Raw genomic sequence first — 17,233 nt, 5'->3', positions numbered from 1 at the left:
GGGGGCTTCAGGGTCTCTTCGAGGTCTTCGAGAGTCTTCGAGGTCTTCGGGTCAGAGGACCTTGCTGAGGAATGCCCGGGTGCGCTCGTGCCGGGGCTCGCCGAGCACGGCGCTGGGCGGCCCGGATTCGACGACGACCCCGTCGTCCATGAAGACGATGGTGTCGCACACCTCGCGGGCGAAGCCCATCTCGTGGGTGACGATGATCATCGTCATGCCGTCCTCTTTCACCAGGTCGCGCATGACGTCCAGGACCTCGCCCACGAGCTCGGGGTCGAGGGCCGAGGTCGGCTCGTCGAACAGCATGAGACGGGGCCGCATCGCCAGGGCGCGGGCGATGGCGACGCGCTGCTGCTGGCCGCCGGACAGCTGGTCGGGGCGGCTGTGCGCCTTGTCGGCCAGTCCCACCCTGGTCAGCAGGGCGTGGGCGCGCTCGCGTACCTCGGCCTTCGGCTCCTTCTTGACCATGATCGGCGCCGTCATGATGTTCTCGAGCGCGGTCATGTGCGGGAAGAGGTTGAAGCGCTGGAAGACCATCCCGATGTCCACCCGCTGGGCGGCTATCGCCTTGTCGGGCAGCTCGTAGACCTTGCCCTCACGCTCCTCGTAGCCGATCAGGCGCTCGCGGAAGTAGAGGCGGCCGGCGTCGATGCGTTCGAGGTGGTTGACGCAGCGCAGGAAGGTGGACTTGCCGGACCCCGAGGGGCCGATCACGGCCAGCACCTCTCCTTCCGCGACCTCCAGGTCGATGCCTTTGAGCACGTCGACCGTTCCGTAACGCTTGTACACGCCTTCAGCGCGGACGAGGGTCTTCATCGGCTGAACCTGCGTTCGATGTAGTGCTGCCCGGCGTTCAGGACGGTAGTGGCCACGAGGTACCAGAAGCAGGCCACCGTGAGCAGGGCCACCTGCTGGAAGTTCCTGGAGTAGATGCCCTGGATCGAGGTCAGGAGCTCTGGTACGGCGATGGCGAAGACGAGTGAGGTGGTCTTGAGCATGGAGACCACCTGGTTGCCCGTCGGCGGGATGATGACCCGCATGGCCTGCGGAAGAATGATCTTGCGCAGGGTCTGGAAGCGGGTCAGGCCCAGGGCGTGGGCCGCCTCCGTCTGGCCGGGGTCGACGGAGGTGATGCCGGCCCGGACGATCTCCCCCATGTAGGCCGCCTCGTGCAGGCCGAGGCCCAGCACCGCCGCGGTGAGCTGGGTGATGATCATGTTGGTGTCGAACTCGACGAACGTCGGTCCCCAGGGCACGCCGAGCCCGATCGTCGGCACCACCGCGGACAGGAAGTACCAGAACAACAGCTGCACCAGCAGTGGCACGCCGCGGAAGACCCAGATGTAGAACGCGCTCAGCGCCGACAACAAGGGGTTGGGCGACATGCGCAGCACCGCGAGGACGATGCCGCCCGCGACGCCGACGACCATGGCGAGCACCGTGAGCAGCAGCGTGGTGCCGAGCCCGGTCAGTACCGCCGGGGAGAAGAGGTACTCCCCGACCACCTTCCACTCCATGCGCGGGTTGGCCACCCAGCCCTGCAGCAGGAAGATCGCCAGGAAGCCGAGGACGCCCGCGCCCACCCAACGCCCCGGATGACGGAGCGGGACGGCCTGGATCCGCGTCCGCGCATCCGGGCCCGCCGTCTGCCGGGTCGTGGTCACGACTCGCCGCCGTTGATCACCGCTTTGTCGAGGGCGCCCGACGCCATCTCCCACTTGGCGAGGATCTTGGCGTAGGAGCCGTTGTCCATCAGCTTCTGCAGCGCCTGCTGTACGGCCTTGGACAGGTTCTGGTCCTCTTTGTTGACGAGGATCCCGTACGGGAGGAAGCGGTACGGCTGACCCACCTGCTTCATCCGGCCACTGGACTGGGCGGCCTGGTAGGTGATGGTGGGTGTGCCGCCGATGAAGGCGTTGGCCCGGCCGGTGGAGACGGCCTGCAGACAGCCGGCCGTGTCGGGGAACACCAGAACCTTGACCGCCGGCTTGCCCGCGCCCGTGCACTTCGTGTTCTGCTGCTCGGCGTCGTCGGCCTGGGCGGTGCCCTGCTCGACGGCCGCCGTCTTCCCGCAGAGGTCTTCGAGGGACTTGATCGCCTGAGCGTCCTTCTCCTGGACCAGGAGCGAGCTGCTGGTCTTGAAGTAGTCGACGAAGGTGACCTTCTCGCGGCGTTCCGGCTTGTCGAGCATCGCCTGGACGGCCAGGTCGTAGCGGCGGGCCTGCACGCCGGCGATGAGGCTGTCGAAGCTGGCCTGGTTGAAGGTGACCTCGACGCCGAGCACCTGGCCGATGGCCTTCATCAGCTCGGGTTCGAGGCCGATGACCGTCTTGTTGTCGGTGTCGAGATAGACCAGGGGCGGGTAGTTGTGGCCCGCCGCGACGTTGAGCGTGCCACTCTTCTTGATCTTGTCGGGCAGAAGCTCGTGGAGCTCCTGATTCTTCTGCTGCGCTGGCGCGGCCGCCTGGGACGTGCCGCTTCCAGAACAAGCTGTCAGGGACAGGAGTCCCACCAGGCCGAATGCGGCGGCTGTTCGGGTGAACCGCATGGAGCAGGACACCCCCTCTCAGGCGTAGTACGACGTTCCGTAAACACCAATATTGGGGGTCCGTTTGGAAACGACAAGGTGAGCGAGCATTCGCATTGGTGCACAGGCTGTTCAGCCTTGCTTATCCTTTTACCCGGCTCGACCAGCCAGCCGACCCAGGCGGCCGGTCGCATCGCCTCTTGTCGGCTAGTGGTCTGGTGATGCTAGTCGCCGGACTGTTAAGTTGGCCCGATGCTTACCCCGGGCCAGTTGCAGGCCATCCGTGAAGTGGTCGCCACCGGTTCGCTCAGGACTGCCGCCAAACGCCTCGGATTCACCCCGTCGGCCATCTCGCAGCAGGTCTCCTCGCTGGAACGGAGCCTGGGGGTCCAGCTGTTCGAGCGTCTGCCGCGCAGCATCCGGCCCACGGCGGCGGGGGCCGAGCTGGCCCGCAAGGCGGCCAGGCTGCTGGCCGATCTCGAGGCGGCGGAGGAGGAGATGCGGTCTTTCGCCGCTGCCCACCGGGGCAGACTGCGGCTCGGCAGCTTCTGGTCGGCCGGATTCCGGCTGGCGCCCGCCGTACTGGCCGAGTTCCTCCGCGACCACCCCAACGTGGACATCCGCTACGAGGAAGGCGATCCGCACCGGACCATTCCCGCCGTGAACGAGGGGCGGCTCGACCTGGCCGTGGTCTTCGAATACGGCATGGTGCCGCACACCTGGCCGAAGGACCTCAACATGACGTTGATCATGGAGGAGCCGCTGTACGTGCTCGTGCCGACCGGCCATCGGCTGGCCGCCCGCAAGCGCATCCAGTTCGGCGAGCTGTCGGCCGAACGCTGGATCTCCTACACCGAGGGGATGGACGCCTCGCTCAACCTGTCGCACATCTGCGCGGCCAGCGGCTTCGACCCCGACGTGCTGTTCCGGACCAACGACTACAACCTGCCGTTCGAGCTCGTACGCAAAGGGCTGGGGGTGGCGATCGTGCCGGAGCTGGCGATGATCGAGTCGCACGACGTGTGCGTGTTCCGGCTCGGCGACGCCTCCCACATTCGCCGGGTCTTCACCGTGTGCCGCGCCACCGACCCGAACCCGCTGCTCAGCCACGCGACGAGCATGCTGATCAGTGCCGCCGAATCCCTGCACCGGCGGACGGATCTCCCCGTCGCCGTATGAGCCCGGCCGCTTGTTCAACCGCCCTCACGTACCGCTTGTTCAACCGCCCTCGCCGCTTCAGCCGGCGAACCTCTTCGCGACGTCCCGCGCCCATTGCGCGGCCTCGGCCGCCTGGTCGCCGGTGAAGGGCGCGCCGGGCATCCGGCTCAGGCGCTCCACCTGCTCGGCGTAGCGCAGGTGCTCCTGGTGAGCGTGCTCGCGGCAGGTGAGGCAGGTGACGCTCTCCGGACGCGGCGAGGTCATCGCATAGGGCACCTGGAGTCCGCAACCGGTGGTGACGACGCTCGGTGCGTCGGGCACGCGGCCCAGCATCGACACGATCGCATTGCGGTAGGCGGCACCGGCCTGCATCACCTTCTGCTCGACGTGGATGTGCGGATCGGCCTCGCTCATCTGCGTTCGCGCCTCCGTCCGAGTCGTCCGGGAATCAGCCTAACGCGCGGACTCACGTGGGGCGCCTGACCAGTCCGGCAGCGGTTCGCAGCTGCTTCTCCACTGCGGCGGCAGTTGAGTGTTCTCGGCGGCCGCGATGATCCCGCCGACGATGGCGCACGTGGTGTCGACGTCCCCGCCGGCCGCCGCCGTGGTCCACATGGCCGTTGCGAAGTCGTGGCGTTCGCGAGCCGCCACCCAGAGGGTGAACGGGACCGTGTCGTGCGCGCTGACCTGCCGGCCGTTGCCGAGCATCCGGGCGGCCAGCGTGGGGTCGCTGATGGTGAGGAGCTGCCGGGCCTCGGCGATGCCGTCGCGGACCATGCTCGCGGGCACGTGTTCGCTGACCCGATCGAGGAAATGCCCGGCGGACAAGTCGGGCTCTTTTACGGTGACGGCGGTGGCCACGGCGACGGCTATGGCGCCGGCCACCGCTTCGGGATGGGTGTGGGTCACCTGGGCCGACAGGGCGGCCTGCCGTACGACGTGGGTCAGGTCGTCGGCGAGCCAGGCGCCGAGCGGAGCCACGCGCATCGCGGCACCGTTGCCCCACGAGCCCATGCCGTCGAACAGCTCCGCCGAGAGCGTCCGCCAGTCGCCGCCCTCACGCACCAGCCGGAGCATCCGGTTCGTCGCGGGGCCGTAGCCGCGGTCGAAGTCATGACGGGCGGCGAAACTCGCGGCTAGCTCGTCCTGGTCGATGGTGCCGTGGTCGGCCAGGACGCGATAGATGGAGCAGGCCATCTCGGTGTCATCCGTCCACTGCCAAGGGCCGGGCGGAAGGAGGCGGGAGGAGAGGGTGCGCTTGTTGTCCGGTACGAAGAATTGGGCGCCGAAGGCGTCGCCGAGAGCCAGGCCAAGGAGAGAGGCGGTGCTTCGCGCGAAGAGGTGAGCTGACATCACTCCCATTGTGAAGCACGCGGCCGGACGGGCCGCGCTCCAAGGGCCGGAGCGCGGCGCCGACCGGGACCAGCGGGCGGTCATCACGCGAGCCCCTGCCCGATGCGGCCCGCCAGGAGCATGCTCGGGGGGAGCACCGGCGCGTGGGCGGCAAGCAGACCCAGAAGTGGGCGTTCGAAAGGGAGGACGTCCCCGCGCTGGTCCGGGCCGTCCACGCAGAGAACCAGGAGTTGCGCGCGGCTGGAGTTTGCCGACCCGAACGTCACCCCGCTGCACCGCCGACGCTGAAAGGGGGCGCCTCAGGGAAGCCTGGGTGCAGGCGGTGACTGCGTTATCACCGTGACGTTAGGGGTTGTTCTCATCCTCGCATGATTACTTAGCGTATGCGACAGCAACTCAAAGTAATCACGCGTAGTGAAAGGGTCTCCATGCGCCGCATCCTGACCAAGATCCTCACGGTTGGCACCACCATCGCGACAATCGGTGTCGTCGCCCCTGCACCCGCCCAGGCGGCCGACTCGGCCTACTTCGTGATGACCGACGTCACCCGCGCGGAGTTCGTCGTCAAACTCACCGACCCCGGCAAGATCCAGCACGCCCGCGACCTGCTCAGCGGCGCCACCGCGAGCGAACCACACGTCATCGGACGCATCGACAAGAGACCCGCTCCCTACAACTGGCGCTGGAGTTACCATCTGAGGCCCGAAACGGTCGACTTCTTCGACTTCGCCATCGAGGTCTGCGACGCGACCATCCCGTACGTCGAGGATCACCTGGACGAGGCCGGCGGGGCGTTCCTGCCGGGCCTTGTCTGGTGCCCCTGGAGTTCCCAGCTCGTGCGCGAAATCCCGGCGCCATAGCCCCGGACGTCATCTGTCATCGCGGCCCCCGAGACAACCGCTCCGGGGGCTGCCCCATCCGCTGACGCGATCTCCACGGCGAGCAGGCAACGTGAAGTGAAAAGAATGAGAATCCTTCAAAGCCGACGGGCTCGATTGACTACGTGATAATCAAGATGGCCGAGCTCGGTGCTGGTGTGACGACGGTCGATTCGGTGCTGATCGTCAGGCCGGGGACGCCAGCTCACTGTCCTTGACCAGATACATGAACGTCCCATCCGAGCCTTCGGCGCCGAACATGGCGATTACGACGGGCTTGGCTTTCTTCGGCAGGTCGAACACCAGCACCCTCGTGACCTTCTGGGCGGGATTGATCTCGTCGTAAAGGCCCTGGCCGCCCTCCAGGTTCTGGCTGATAGTGGCGTCGGAGTCGACGTTGTACTGCTTGCCGTCGCTATCCAGGATGCCCGAGTCGGTGCCATCGAACGCGGCAGGGCTGTTGCCGGTGTTTTTCACCAGGACCCGCACGACCACGTAGGAACCCTGGGCCTTATGGCTGTCGATCGAGCTGCTCACGGTCTGCTCGCGGCTGACGGACAGGACCTTCAACGAGAATGGCGGCTCTTTGGCGACGGCGCCAAGCGCGAGGGGTTTGGGCGCCTGGCTCTTCGACGGGCTGGGATCGCCCGGCTCTGCGGACGCGGTGGCGGAGGCGACGATCTGGTCGATCTTCGTCGCCGCATCGCCCACGGCATTCACCGTGATGACCAGCCCCCAGGTGGCGAGTGCCATGGAGATCAGGCCGAGTATGGCTCCCGAGAGTGCCGTCCCGCCGTTGGAGGCGGCGCCACGGCCCGCGCGGGCACGGCCGACGAAGCCGAAGATCACCGCCAGCAGGCCGAGAGTGCCGGCGATGAAGAACAGCACCGGGATCAAGCCGACCAGTGCCCCGATGATGCCGATGACCAGCGCGGCGACGCCTAGCCCATTGCGCATCTGCTGATGGTGGTAGGCGGGCCCTGGAGGCATCATTCCGTAGCCTGGAGGCGGCGTACCGTACGCCTGATGGTGCGCCATGTTCGGCGCATGCTGCTGCTGCTCGTATGGGTTGGACATGTCGAATCCCTCCGCGACGGACCGGGTTTGGCCGTGCCACCGCAGAGCGATTCCATCCCCGTATAGACCCCGTGCGATGCGCCTACAAGATCGAATGGCGCGATCCAACAAGCAAAAGGCTTGCGCCGTATTTTGCTGATGGTCAGCCATTGGAGTCGGCAGGAATGAAGCGTCTGCCGCTGGAGTTCATGGCCGCGACTCGCCGAGGCGTCGAATGGACGACAGGACTTCGCGAATTGCGCCATTTCGTTGAACGCCCCCGGATCTCATTCCGGGGACGTTCATGTGGGGGTTACCCCGGCATTCCATCGCGTAATGCACAGTGACGGGGAGTATGGAGCGTTTCGTGCTTACGCCTGCTCGGTTACCTCGATGGCGGCGCCGGGGCAGACGGCGGCGGCCTCTCGGACCGCGCTGTTCTGGTCGGCCGCGGGTTCGGGTTCGAGCAGGATGACGATGCCGTCCTCGTCGCGCTGGTCGAACACCTCCGGCGCGATCAGTACGCACTGCCCGGCGCCGCAGCACTTGACCTCGTCCACGATGACTTTCATCTTGGGTACTCCTCCTTGTCGATCAAGATCACCAACGGACCGGCACCGTACGCAGACCGCCCACCGCCAGCCCTTCCACGCGCTCCAGCTCCTCCACCGGCACCGCCAGCTCCAGCGTGGGCAGCTTGCGCAGCAGTACCTCCAGGACGACCTGCAGCTCGGTGCGGGCCAGCGCCTGACCGAGGCAGGAGTGCGCGCCGGAGCCGAAGGCCAGGTGGGGGTTGGGGCTGCGGGTCAGGTCCATCTGGTCGGCGGCCTCGAACGCGCTCTCGTCCCGGTTGGCGGCGGCCATGCTGCAGATCACGGTGGTGCCCTTGGGCAGTACGGTGCCGCTGACCTCGGTCTCCTCCTTGAGGTAGCGCGGCAGTCCGAAGCCGGAGTTGGCGTCGAGGCGCAGCGTCTCCTCCACCGTGGAGCGGATCAGCGAGGGCTCGGCCAGCAGGCGCTCCCACCGGGTGCGGTCGGCCAGGAGCATGGAGACCATCTTGCCGATCATGTTGGCGGTGGTCTCGTGGCCGGCGACCAGCAGCGCCATGCCGGTGACGAGGATCTGGATCTCGGCCAGGCCGCCGTCTTCGGGGCCGCCGGCCGCGATCAGCTCGCTCAGCAGGTCGTCGCCCGGCTCGGTGCGCTTGGCGGCGAGATGGTCGGACATGTACTGGAAGAACTCGGCCTGGGCGGCCTCGATCTCCTCCTTGCTGTAGCGGGTGAGGTTGAGCAGCGTGTCGGACCAGTACGAGAACCGGTCCCGGTCCTCGGCGGGCACGCCGAGCATGTCGCAGATGACGTACACCGGCAGCGGGAAGCCCAGGCCCGCCCTGAGGTCGCCGGGGGCGCCGCGCTCGACCATGTCGTCGATCAAGCCCTCGGCGATCTGCGCCATCTGGGGCCGCAGGGCGTTCATGCGCTTGGCGGTGAACCACTTGCCGACCAGGCGCCGCCAGTGCAGGTGCTCCTCCCCGCTGTCGGGGATGATCGCCGCCATGTCGCTGTTGAACAGCCCGCCGTCGTCCGTGGCCGACATCCGGGCCGCGTCGGGGGCGTTCAGCAGCCGGGTGAAGCGCGGGTCGGCCAGCACTTCCTTGACGTCCTCATAGCGGGTCAGCAGCGTCGCCTGGTCGCCGCTGGGCAGCTTCACGTGCGCCACCGGGCACTTGCCGCGTAGCTCGGCCCACTCCGCGGGCGGGTCCAGCGCCGCGTCGTTGGGGATCGGATAGCTCAGAACCTGCTCATTGACGCTCAACGGACATCTCCTCGTGGATGGATAGTGGTGGTCTTCTGGTCGTGCGGGTTCTCACGCGGGCGTGAGTGGTGGGGTGGGCTGCCAGGTGCCCAGGAGTCGCTGCCGTAGGAGGCGGGCCTGCTTGGGCATGTTCCAGCCGAGTACGCCGGTGACCTGGCCGCCCTCGCGGTAGACGGCGGCGAAACGGTGCTGCTCCGGGTCGCCCTCGGCGATGGTGACCTCGGCCGCCGGTGAGGGCAGGCCGTGGGCCTGGATCTTGATGTCGTACTGGTCGGTCCAGAAGTACGGGATCGGCGTGTACGGGCGGTCGGCGCCGAGGAGGTTGGCCGCCACCACCTGGGCCTGCTCGGTGGCGTTGGTGCGGTTCTCCAGCCGGAGGCGCCTGCCGAGCCCGGCGTGCTCGAAGGAGGCCACGTCGCCGACGGCGTACACGCCCTCGGCGGCGCGGCAGCGCGCGTCGCATTCCACCCCGTCGCCCAGGGTGAGGCCACTGCCGGTCAGCCAGCCGGTCGACGGGCGGGACCCGATGGCGACCACGACCGCGTCGGCGGGCAGCAATTCGCCGGTGGCCAGCCGCACGCCGGTGACCCGGCCGCCGGCGCCGGTCAGCCCATCGACCGCGACACCGAGCCGCAGCCGGACCCCGCGCTCGGTGTGGGCGCGGTTGAGCAGGCCGCCGACCATGTCGCCGAGCTGCTCGCGCAGCAGCGTCTGCCCCATGCCGACCAGGGTGACCTCCAGGCCCATGGCGCGGGCGGTGGCGGCGAGCTCGGCGCCCAGTACGCCCTCACCGACGACCACGAGCCGGGTGCCGGGGGTCAGGCGAGCGCGCAGGGCGAGCGCGTCGTCGAGGCCGCGCAGCACGTGTACGCCCGTCAGCCCGTCCTGGCCAGGCAGCCGGTACGGCGTCAGACCGGTGGCCACGACCACGGCATCGGCCCGCAGCACGCGGCCGGCGGCAGTGGTGACCGTCCGCTCCGCCGCATCCAGCGCAACGGCGGGCTCGCCCCGGACGAACTCGGCGGCCAGGGCGTCGAGCTGGACCGCGGTACGGAGCTGAGCGCGGGCCGGCTCCCAGACACCGGCCAGGACCTGCTTCGACAGCGGCGGCCGATCGTAGGGGAGGTGGGGCTCGGCGTCCACCAGGGTCAGCCGGCCCTCGTGGCCGAGCCGTCGCAGTGCCTCCGCGGTGCTGAGCCCGGCGGCCGACGCGCCGACGATCAGTACGTGTCCGGGCGAGGTCACGAGGCGCTGCCCGGGGCGAGGGCCTGAGCTGCACTTATGCACATAAGTCGAGATCCCTTCATCGTCCCGGTCACACATTAGCCTACAGCTGCAAGGAAACTTGCACCTGTAGGCGTTCGATAGGATGGCGACTGTGGACACCGCCAGAGAGAGCAAGGCCTCATCAGGTGACCGGCGCGTGCGCCGTACCCGGACAGCGCTGGCACGTGCGCTGATTCAGCTGGTCGAGGAGCAGGACCTGTCCCGGATCAGCGTCTCCGACGTCGCCGAAGGCGCCGGCGTGAGCCGCTCGGCCTTCTACGACCATTACCGCGACGTCCACGAGCTGGCCGAGGACGCCTGCACCGCGATGATCGACGGCTTGATCGAGTCCTTGCCCGCTCCCGAGCTCGATTCGCCGGACCTGGTGCAAGAGGCGATCCGGTCGCTGGCGGCGTTCTTCGCCAGCCTCGCCGAACACGCGGGGTTGTATCGCGCGTTGCTGGGGCTGGAGGGCAGTGCGCGCGTCGTCGGCCACATTCGCCACCGCATGGCCACGGTCATCCGTGATCACCTGGTCGCGGCCGACGCCGGGCAGTGGCCGGAGCTGGTTCCGCATGACGTGACGGCCGCGTTCACCGCCGGGGCGCTCCTCGGTGTGGCCGTCGACTGGCTCGAAGGCGGATGTACCCGCACCCCTGCCGAGATGGCCGAGGCGATCTGGCCGCTCCTGAACGCGCATTACCGCATCAACGAGGGCGGACGGAGATGAGGCCGACGGACCCGTCGGCCTCTGGACCGCTCCGGTCTTACAGATGAGGCCGACGGACCCGTCAGCCTCTGGACCGCTCAGGTCTTACACGCGCACGTTTTCCCCCGAAGGAGAGCACCATGTCCACCGCTGATGTGTCGAGCAGGTCCCTGGCCGAGCTCGTTTCCCTGACGGGCCGCCGCGCGGTCGTGACCGGAGGCGGTCGCGGACTGGGCAAGGCGATCGCGTCACGCCTGGCCGAGGCGGGCGCCGACCTGCTGATCGGCGACATTGACGAAGAGCTCGCCTTGACCGCTGCCGAGCAGCTGGCGCAACGCCACGGTGTACGCGTGATCGGCGCCGCCATGGACGTCACCGACGCGGCGTCCGTCGCCGCTACGGCCGACCGCGCGGTCGCCGATCTCGGCGGCCTGGACATCTGGGTGAACAACGCCGGAATCTTCCCGGCCGTCCCCCTGCTGGAGATGACCGAGGAGACGTGGGACACGGTGTTCGCGGTGAACGCGCGCGGCGTCTTCGTCGGCGCGCGTGAGGCGGCGCGGCGGATGGCGGCCGCGGGCACGGGCGGTGTCATCGTGAACATCGTCTCGACCGCCGGTTTCCGCGGCAGCGCGCCCGGCCTGGCCGCCTACGTCGGATCGAAGCACGCCGTGCGCGGTGTCACGCGCGAGCTGGCCCTCGAACTCGCTCCGCTCGGCATCCGCGTGCTCGGGGTCGCACCGAGCTTCGTCCCCACCGAAGGCAACATGATGGCCGCCGCCGCTGTGATGACCGACGCCGTCCCGCCGACCGACCTCCCGATCCCGCCGACCGAGATCCCACCGACCGAGATCCCGCCGACCGACCTCATGTTGAACGGTCCGATCGGGCGGCTCGGCGTGCCTGATGACATCGCGCGCGTCGTCCTGTTCTGCGCGTCGGACCTGTCGACCTTCATGACGGGCAGCACGCTGCTCGCCGACGGCGGCGACACCGCCTGACCGCCTTGGTCAGTGCCAGTAGTCCCGTTCGGGCAGCCGCAGGTGCATGTCCGGACCGCTGATCGCGCGGGCACTGGTCGGGCGCAGGTCCGCGCCGGCGAAGCAGTAGGCCTCGGCGTGGCCCACGTACAGGTATTTGAGCAGGATCTCCTGGGCCGAGTCATCGCCGGACACGCTGCCACCGCCCGGGTGGGTGTCCCACTCCATGACCTCGCCGTCGCGGTAGACGCAGCCCTGGTTGCCGCTCTTGGGGTTGGCGTACATGCCGTAGGCGACCGTGCCCGCCGACAGCACCTGCATGACGACGGGAGTCGAGGCCATGTAGCCCCATTGCTGGCTGACGAGGCAGCCGCCGGGTACGTCGGTGAAGCCGATGAACTGCATGGCCTCCTCCTCGAACGGGTCTTCCATGGCCTCTTCCAGCTCTTCCTCGCCGACGGGTGTGGCGGCTAAGCGCTGTGCCGCCTCGGCGGCGCTGATGCCGCGTACACACGCCAGGCTGAATCCGTCGTTCACGATGCCGTCCAGCGCGCCGATCAGGCGGTCGGCCTCCGTCACGGCGGCGGTCTCGGCCTCGGTCAGCCTGGCATGACCCGGCGGGAACGGGAAGAACAGGCCGGGCGTGGGGCCCGCCAGGCTGAGCCGGCCGGGCGACCAGCCGGCCATCATGGGCCGCCACGGGTCCGCTCCGGCAGCGACCAGGGCGAGGGCGTTCTCGGGCCGGTCGCTGAAGACCGCACCCCAGAGCGCGGTGCGGCCCTCGCACTCCGCGTCGACGTCATCGACCCGGCCGGCCAGTTCGGCGACCACCTCCGGCGAACCGCGCTCCGCCGCGGCGTGCAGCGGCCGCTCGAAGATGTAGACCCCTTCGTTCGGGTCGGCGCCCGCGTCAAGTTTGGCGCGGACCAGAGCGAGGTGCTCCCAGGAATTCCACCCGAAATCTGACCAATCTGCGCTTTCCTTGGCGGTCATGACAGCCCCCTTCGAGATCACATACGTGGACACGAGCGGGGCCATCATGGCGGAGGGCAAGGACAATTTCGGCGCGCGTCAGCCGGACGTGCCGAACATCTGGGCGGCCATCCGGAGCGAGGCGTCGACGGTGTCGAAACCGCGCGGGATCATGACGCGTTCGTACGCAGCGACCGCGTCGATGAGTGACTTGTCGCCGCGTGCGGCGGCGAGCAGTTCGCCGGCCAGTGTCGCGGCGTCTTGCAGCGCGGTGTTCGCGCCGACGCCGCCGGTCGGCGGCATGGTGTGGATGGCGTCGCCGAGGAGCGTGACCGGGCCGGACGTCCACGGGTCGACCCGCTCACCGGCCCGGATCGTGATCGAGAAGAACCTGTCCGAGTCTGCGTACGCGAACAGCTCCCGGAGCGCCGGATGCCAGCCGGCGGTCACCTCGAGAGCGAGCTTCCACAGGGCCTCCGGCGAGAGCTCGAACAGCTCCTCGTCCGGCGAGCCGAGCCGCTCGGAAGTGGCGAGCAGGGTGGTCATCAGGTAGTCCGACGCGCCCTCCGGCCGGGAGCGGAACCGCACCGGCGCGAACCCGGCGCCGCACCCGCTCTCGTCGTAGACCCAGGAGAAACCGCGGCTGATGGCCTCCGGGATGAGGGCCTCGGTCGTCTCGTTGATCGTCATCCGGCCGTAGACGCATCGGAGGCCGATGTCTTTCACGGTGGCGTTCGGAAGCAATTGGCGGCGTACCGGCGAACCGACGCCCTCCGCGCCGACCAGCAGATCGCCCTCGTCGTCGCCGCCCTCGGCGAACTCCACCCGTACCCGGCCGGAATCGGTGATTCGGTAGCCGGTCAGCGTCCGCCCGAAGCGGACGGTGTCGGCCAGGCCGGTGAGCAGGCCCTCCCGGAAGGTCTCGCGGTCCACGTTGGTGATCAGGTCGTCGGTGATCCCCGGGAAGGTCCGCGTCGTCACCTGCCGCAACTGGTGGGTGTAGCCGGCCACCACGTCGTCGTTGACCCCGCTGGTGCGGCGGACCAGGTCGAGTGTCCGCGCCGGCAGGCAGGTCCGCAGCGCGGAGTTGCCGTCCGGGTCGATGTGGATGCGGTAGCCCTGGCTGCGGATCTTCGGTGTGGAGTCCCGCTCGTACACGGCGACGTCCAGGCCGCCGTGACGCAACGCCTGCGCGAGCGCCAGCCCGCCGACGCCGGCGCCCGCGATGAGGATCCGTGGTGAATCTGGCATGTCATTGTCCTTCGCTGTCCAAGGGCTGTCCTCGTCATCGTCAAACGTCCGAAGGACTCTGTCAAGCGTTCATTTGATTAAGTCATAGGAGTGCTTGATATTGCCAGGCGTATGTATAGTCCTGCGTGTGTCTCCGTCGTCGAGTCCCCGTAGGTCGCCCAAGCCGCAGGAGCGGCAGCGCGATCCCGAACGCACCCGCAAGCGGATCCTGGACGCGGCATCGGCGGAGTTCGGCGCGCACGGCTACGCGGGCGCCCGGATCAGCGCGATCGCCGCCAGAGCGGGCGTCAACGTGCAGCTGATCTCGTACTATTTCGACGGCAAAGAGGGCCTGTACGAGGCCGCGTCGCAGCAGTGGCAGCAGCGGCGCCGCGAGCTGGCCCCACCGGGCACGCCGCTGCCCGAGCAACTGCGCCGATACGCGATGGAGGCGTTGCACAACCCGGAGGGCACCCGCCTGCTCGCCTGGAACGGCCTGCAGTACACAGGTCCGGACGACGACCCCGACCACGCGCCGCGCACCCGGATGCTCGCCGAGAGCGTCGACGAGTTGCGCGCGCTGCAGGCTGCCGGCCGGCTGCCGGCCGAGGTGGACCCGGCGAGCCTGCTGGTCATGCTGATGGCCGCCGCCATGGCGACCACCACGCTGCCGCATGTCATCGAAGGCGTCTGCGGCACCGATCCGACCTCGCCGGAGTTCATCGCGCACTTCGCCGACCAGGTCGCCGTCCTGGCTCGGCTCATTGGGCTCGATGGCAGCGCCGCACCACCGGGCAGGGCCGAACGGACCTGAGCCAGGACCTCCTGGACGATCTCCGGCCGGGTGCACTGCCGGGCGGTCTTGCCGAACAGGACACCGGGAGTGCTCCAGTCCGAGAGGTCGAGGGACAGGCAGTCGGTGACCGTGCCGTCCCCGTAGCTGGTCGCGAAGTCGCCGCGCCAGAACTGTGCCTGGCTGATCGAGGTGAGCGCCCACGGCGTGCCGCGTAGATGAGGTGGCCGTTGGCGATCGGGCGGGGCTCCTTGAGGTAGATCATGACCCCGTTCATCCAGTCCGTCTCCAGATGATCCAGCCGGGCCAGGGCGGGGTCGGCCGCCTTCATGGCGGAGGTCAGCAGGGGGCGCAGGCGCTCGACGGGGAGGGCGGCCACGTAGTGGTCGGCGGTGACGGTGCCGGCGGCCCCGCTGGGATCACTCACCCGCGCGCCGGTGATCCGGCCGCCGGAGTAGTCGAACCCGGTGGCACTCCAGCCGACCTTGAACTGCACGCCGAGGCTGGTGAGGTAGCCGATCCAGGGGGTGAGCCAGACATCGTTGGATGGACCGCCGAGCACCCGGTCGGGCGGGCCATACGGGCCGAGGCCGAGCCCGCTGTAGACCAGCGCCTCGAACATCAGGCCCATGGTGCGGGTGTTGGCCTTGTTCGGCTGGGCCGCGACCAGCGACGCGGTGAACAGCCTGACCAGCAGATCCCGATACTCCTGCGACATGATGCTCGCCTTGATGAAGTCGGCGAAGCCCATGTTCTCCCACTGGCCGAGCCGCCGGCGCGGACCGCTGGTGACGAAGGTGACGAGCTTCGAGGCGAAGAAATCGACCTGCGTCAGCGGGACCGTCGTCACGGCCGTGAGAGCGCTGCGTAAGTAGTCCCTGATCGCGTCGGGAGTGAGGACTCCGCCGACGTTGCCCGGCACCGGGACGCGTAACTTCTTCCCCTTGTACGCGATCACCTCCAGGCTCGCCGGGACCAGGTTGTCGCGTACGGTCCCGCTGCCGATGCCGTACGGTTCGGGCGGCTGCTGGGCGAGGGCGTCGCGCCCGTGCTGGACGACCCCGCCGCGCTCGACCGGGCCACCCGCGCGTGGGAACGCACCCGCGACGCGCAGTGCGTGGACACCTACCACTGGACGAACCTGCTCGGCCGCGGTGACGGCCTGGCGCACGTACAGTTCGAGCTGCTCCGCGCGCTGACCGACCGGCCGGACGGCGTCCGACGCGTCCTCGACGTCTACTCCCGGATCCGCGACCCGCGCGAGACGCTCGCCCTGCCCGGCCTGCTCAAGGCGACGACCCGCGCGCTCCGGAGCGGCGCCGGCGCACGCCCCGCCATCGTCCGGGCGGTCGGGGACACCCTCCTCGAACTCGCCGGTCACCGGGCGGAGGCCAGGCGGCTGCTGACCGGTGAGGCGGCAGCCGCTCAGCCGTGAAGGCGGGTCTCTCATGTGAAGACGCCAACCACGGACTCGGGCCTCGCGCTAGTTCACGATCTCGGTGGTCTCGCAGCCGGTGAAGGCGTCCGCCGCTACCGGCAGGCCCACCAGGTTAGACGTGCAGTGGTCGGTGCCGGCGCCGCCGTCGATGGTGCCGCCGCCCCTGCCAATGAGCTGGTCGTCGCCGCCCAGGCCCTGGATCTGGTCGTGGCCGTTCGAAGCGTTGATGACGTTCGGGCCCGCGTTGCCGATGAGTACGTCGTCGGTGTTGGTCCCTTCCAGGTTCTCCACGTCCGCGGCGATGGTGTCCCGGGCACCCACGGGCCCGTCCTCGGAGCTGCCGTCGTCGCCGGTCGCGCCGTCGAGGTCGGCTCGGACGCCGAGCCTGCTCGATATCTCGGAGTAGGTGACGGTGTCGGAACCACCGTTGCCCTGCAGCACGTCGCTGCCGAATCCGCCGTTGAGCGTGTCGGCGCCGGAGCCGCCGACGAGCCGGTCGGCGCCGTCGCCGCCCATCAGATGTGCGGCGAGGCCCGTGGAGTTCGTGATCACGTCGTCGCCGTCCAGCCCGCGGATGACCATGAACCCGACGTTCGTCGCCGAGCAGCGCGCCTCGTGCGGGGTCACCAGGGTGCATCCGGCGCCCACGGTGAGCGTGGCGGCGGGGTCGGCGACCGTGAGGAACCCGCCGCCCGCGCTGATGGTGATCTGGTCGTTCACTCCCACGGGGGCGTCGTACTTGAGGACTCCCGCGGAACGCACCACACCAGGCTGACAGTCGCCGTAGCAGGGCGCCGCCATCGCCGGCTGCATGGACAGAACGGCAGGCAGGGTGGCCAGCGCCGCCGCGCCCATGAGCACGCGCATCACGCGACCTTTTGACATGGGGGACCCTTTCATCGTGCGAGACGGTGCCCCTTCGGCACCCACCCAGGAGGCGTTCCGGCGCGTTCCATCACGTGGCACGCGCGTCCCACAGATCGATACGTCGCTGCTGGAGAAGCCGTCCATCACGCCCTCGGGCCCCGGCCTCCGCCGCTCCTCAGCTGCATGATCCA

General features: G+C 68.9%; 19 protein-coding genes. 6 read left to right on the top strand and 13 right to left on the bottom strand.

Annotated features, from left to right (window positions below; all coding sequences use genetic code 11):
• Positions 1-51 precede the first annotated feature (51 nt).
• From AB0B64_RS36960 to AB0B64_RS36950, 3 genes are read right to left on the bottom strand one after another with little or no spacing between them, the layout of a single operon-like run.
• Positions 52-816 (bottom strand): amino acid ABC transporter ATP-binding protein, encoded by a 765-nt coding sequence (locus AB0B64_RS36960; RefSeq protein ID WP_357953749.1) that lies wholly within the window; start codon positions 814-816, stop codon positions 52-54.
• A complete protein-coding gene (locus AB0B64_RS36955) occupies positions 813-1,664 on the bottom strand; it encodes an amino acid ABC transporter permease (protein ID WP_358183373.1) in 852 nt (283 codons plus the stop codon). The genes AB0B64_RS36960 and AB0B64_RS36955 overlap by 4 nt, the downstream gene beginning before the upstream one ends.
• On the bottom strand, positions 1,661-2,548 hold the full coding sequence (locus AB0B64_RS36950) for an ABC transporter substrate-binding protein (protein ID WP_357953745.1): 888 nt from the start codon (positions 2,546-2,548) through the stop codon (positions 1,661-1,663). The genes AB0B64_RS36955 and AB0B64_RS36950 overlap by 4 nt, the downstream gene beginning before the upstream one ends.
• A gap of 231 nt (positions 2,549-2,779) precedes the next feature.
• Here AB0B64_RS36950 and AB0B64_RS36945 point away from each other — a divergent pair, with 231 nt between their 5' ends.
• Complete coding sequence (locus tag AB0B64_RS36945) at positions 2,780-3,706, top strand: LysR family transcriptional regulator (RefSeq protein WP_357953743.1); 927 nt, start codon at positions 2,780-2,782, stop codon at positions 3,704-3,706.
• A gap of 57 nt (positions 3,707-3,763) precedes the next feature.
• On the opposite strand, the gene AB0B64_RS36940 is transcribed toward AB0B64_RS36945, so the two are convergent.
• On the bottom strand, positions 3,764-4,099 hold the full coding sequence (locus AB0B64_RS36940; protein ID WP_358183370.1) for a hypothetical protein: 336 nt from the start codon (positions 4,097-4,099) through the stop codon (positions 3,764-3,766).
• Between the two features lie 39 nt (positions 4,100-4,138).
• Positions 4,139-5,038, bottom strand: a complete 900-nt coding sequence (locus tag AB0B64_RS36935; RefSeq protein WP_358183368.1) for an ADP-ribosylglycohydrolase family protein — start codon at positions 5,036-5,038, stop codon at positions 4,139-4,141.
• A gap of 428 nt (positions 5,039-5,466) precedes the next feature.
• Between AB0B64_RS36935 and AB0B64_RS36930 the strand changes: the two genes are divergently transcribed.
• Positions 5,467-5,898, top strand: coding sequence for a calmodulin-binding protein (locus tag AB0B64_RS36930; RefSeq protein ID WP_358183365.1), 432 nt, complete (start codon positions 5,467-5,469; stop codon positions 5,896-5,898).
• Positions 5,899-6,102: 204 nt separating this feature from the next.
• Here the strand turns inward: AB0B64_RS36930 and AB0B64_RS36925 are convergent, their stop codons facing one another.
• From AB0B64_RS36925 to AB0B64_RS36910, 4 genes are all read right to left on the bottom strand, one after another.
• Positions 6,103-6,954 carry a DUF4352 domain-containing protein gene (locus tag AB0B64_RS36925; protein ID WP_358183362.1) on the bottom strand — a complete coding sequence of 284 codons (852 nt, stop codon included), beginning with the start codon at positions 6,952-6,954 and terminating at the stop codon, positions 6,103-6,105.
• A gap of 389 nt (positions 6,955-7,343) precedes the next feature.
• Entirely contained in the window at positions 7,344-7,544 is a 201-nt protein-coding gene (locus tag AB0B64_RS36920) for a ferredoxin (protein WP_358183359.1), read from the bottom strand.
• Positions 7,545-7,572: 28 nt separating this feature from the next.
• Entirely contained in the window at positions 7,573-8,787 is a 1,215-nt protein-coding gene (locus AB0B64_RS36915; protein WP_358183356.1) for a cytochrome P450, read from the bottom strand.
• 51 nt (positions 8,788-8,838) lie between these two features.
• Complete coding sequence (locus tag AB0B64_RS36910; protein WP_358183353.1) at positions 8,839-10,032, bottom strand: FAD-dependent oxidoreductase; 1,194 nt, start codon at positions 10,030-10,032, stop codon at positions 8,839-8,841.
• A 124-nt stretch (positions 10,033-10,156) separates the two neighbouring features.
• Between AB0B64_RS36910 and AB0B64_RS36905 the strand changes: the two genes are divergently transcribed.
• Together AB0B64_RS36905 and AB0B64_RS36900 are read left to right on the top strand one after the other, a co-directional pair.
• Entirely contained in the window at positions 10,157-10,783 is a 627-nt protein-coding gene (locus AB0B64_RS36905) for a TetR/AcrR family transcriptional regulator (protein WP_357953727.1), read from the top strand.
• A gap of 119 nt (positions 10,784-10,902) precedes the next feature.
• Positions 10,903-11,763, top strand: coding sequence for an SDR family oxidoreductase (locus AB0B64_RS36900; RefSeq protein WP_358183350.1), 861 nt, complete (start codon positions 10,903-10,905; stop codon positions 11,761-11,763).
• A gap of 9 nt (positions 11,764-11,772) precedes the next feature.
• On the opposite strand, the gene AB0B64_RS36895 is transcribed toward AB0B64_RS36900, so the two are convergent.
• Positions 11,773-12,735, bottom strand: a complete 963-nt coding sequence (locus tag AB0B64_RS36895; RefSeq protein ID WP_358183348.1) for a DUF6461 domain-containing protein — start codon at positions 12,733-12,735, stop codon at positions 11,773-11,775.
• Positions 12,736-12,813: 78 nt separating this feature from the next.
• The gene (locus AB0B64_RS36890) at positions 12,814-13,965 is read right to left on the bottom strand and encodes an NAD(P)/FAD-dependent oxidoreductase (RefSeq protein ID WP_358183345.1); all 1,152 of its coding nucleotides are present in this window, start codon (positions 13,963-13,965) and stop codon (positions 12,814-12,816) included.
• 127 nt (positions 13,966-14,092) lie between these two features.
• Here AB0B64_RS36890 and AB0B64_RS36885 point away from each other — a divergent pair, with 127 nt between their 5' ends.
• A complete protein-coding gene (locus AB0B64_RS36885; RefSeq protein ID WP_358183342.1) occupies positions 14,093-14,758 on the top strand; it encodes a TetR family transcriptional regulator in 666 nt (221 codons plus the stop codon).
• On the opposite strand, the gene AB0B64_RS36880 is transcribed toward AB0B64_RS36885, so the two are convergent.
• A complete protein-coding gene (locus AB0B64_RS36880) occupies positions 14,706-15,869 on the bottom strand; it encodes a hypothetical protein (protein ID WP_358183339.1) in 1,164 nt (387 codons plus the stop codon). The genes AB0B64_RS36885 and AB0B64_RS36880 overlap by 53 nt on opposite strands.
• Here AB0B64_RS36880 and AB0B64_RS36875 point away from each other — a divergent pair.
• On the top strand, positions 15,855-16,172 hold the full coding sequence (locus tag AB0B64_RS36875) for a hypothetical protein (RefSeq protein WP_358183336.1): 318 nt from the start codon (positions 15,855-15,857) through the stop codon (positions 16,170-16,172). The genes AB0B64_RS36880 and AB0B64_RS36875 overlap by 15 nt on opposite strands.
• Positions 16,173-16,220: 48 nt before the next feature.
• On the opposite strand, the gene AB0B64_RS36870 is transcribed toward AB0B64_RS36875, so the two are convergent.
• Complete coding sequence (locus tag AB0B64_RS36870; RefSeq protein WP_357953715.1) at positions 16,221-17,060, bottom strand: calcium-binding protein; 840 nt, start codon at positions 17,058-17,060, stop codon at positions 16,221-16,223.
• Between the last annotated feature and the right edge of the window lie 173 nt (positions 17,061-17,233).

This window comes from Nonomuraea sp. NPDC049129, from assembly GCF_040648495.1.
Classification (GTDB): domain Bacteria; phylum Actinomycetota; class Actinomycetes; order Streptosporangiales; family Streptosporangiaceae; genus Nonomuraea.
Note: the sequence above shows the minus strand (reverse complement) of the source record. Positions and strands in the feature narration are given on the sequence as shown.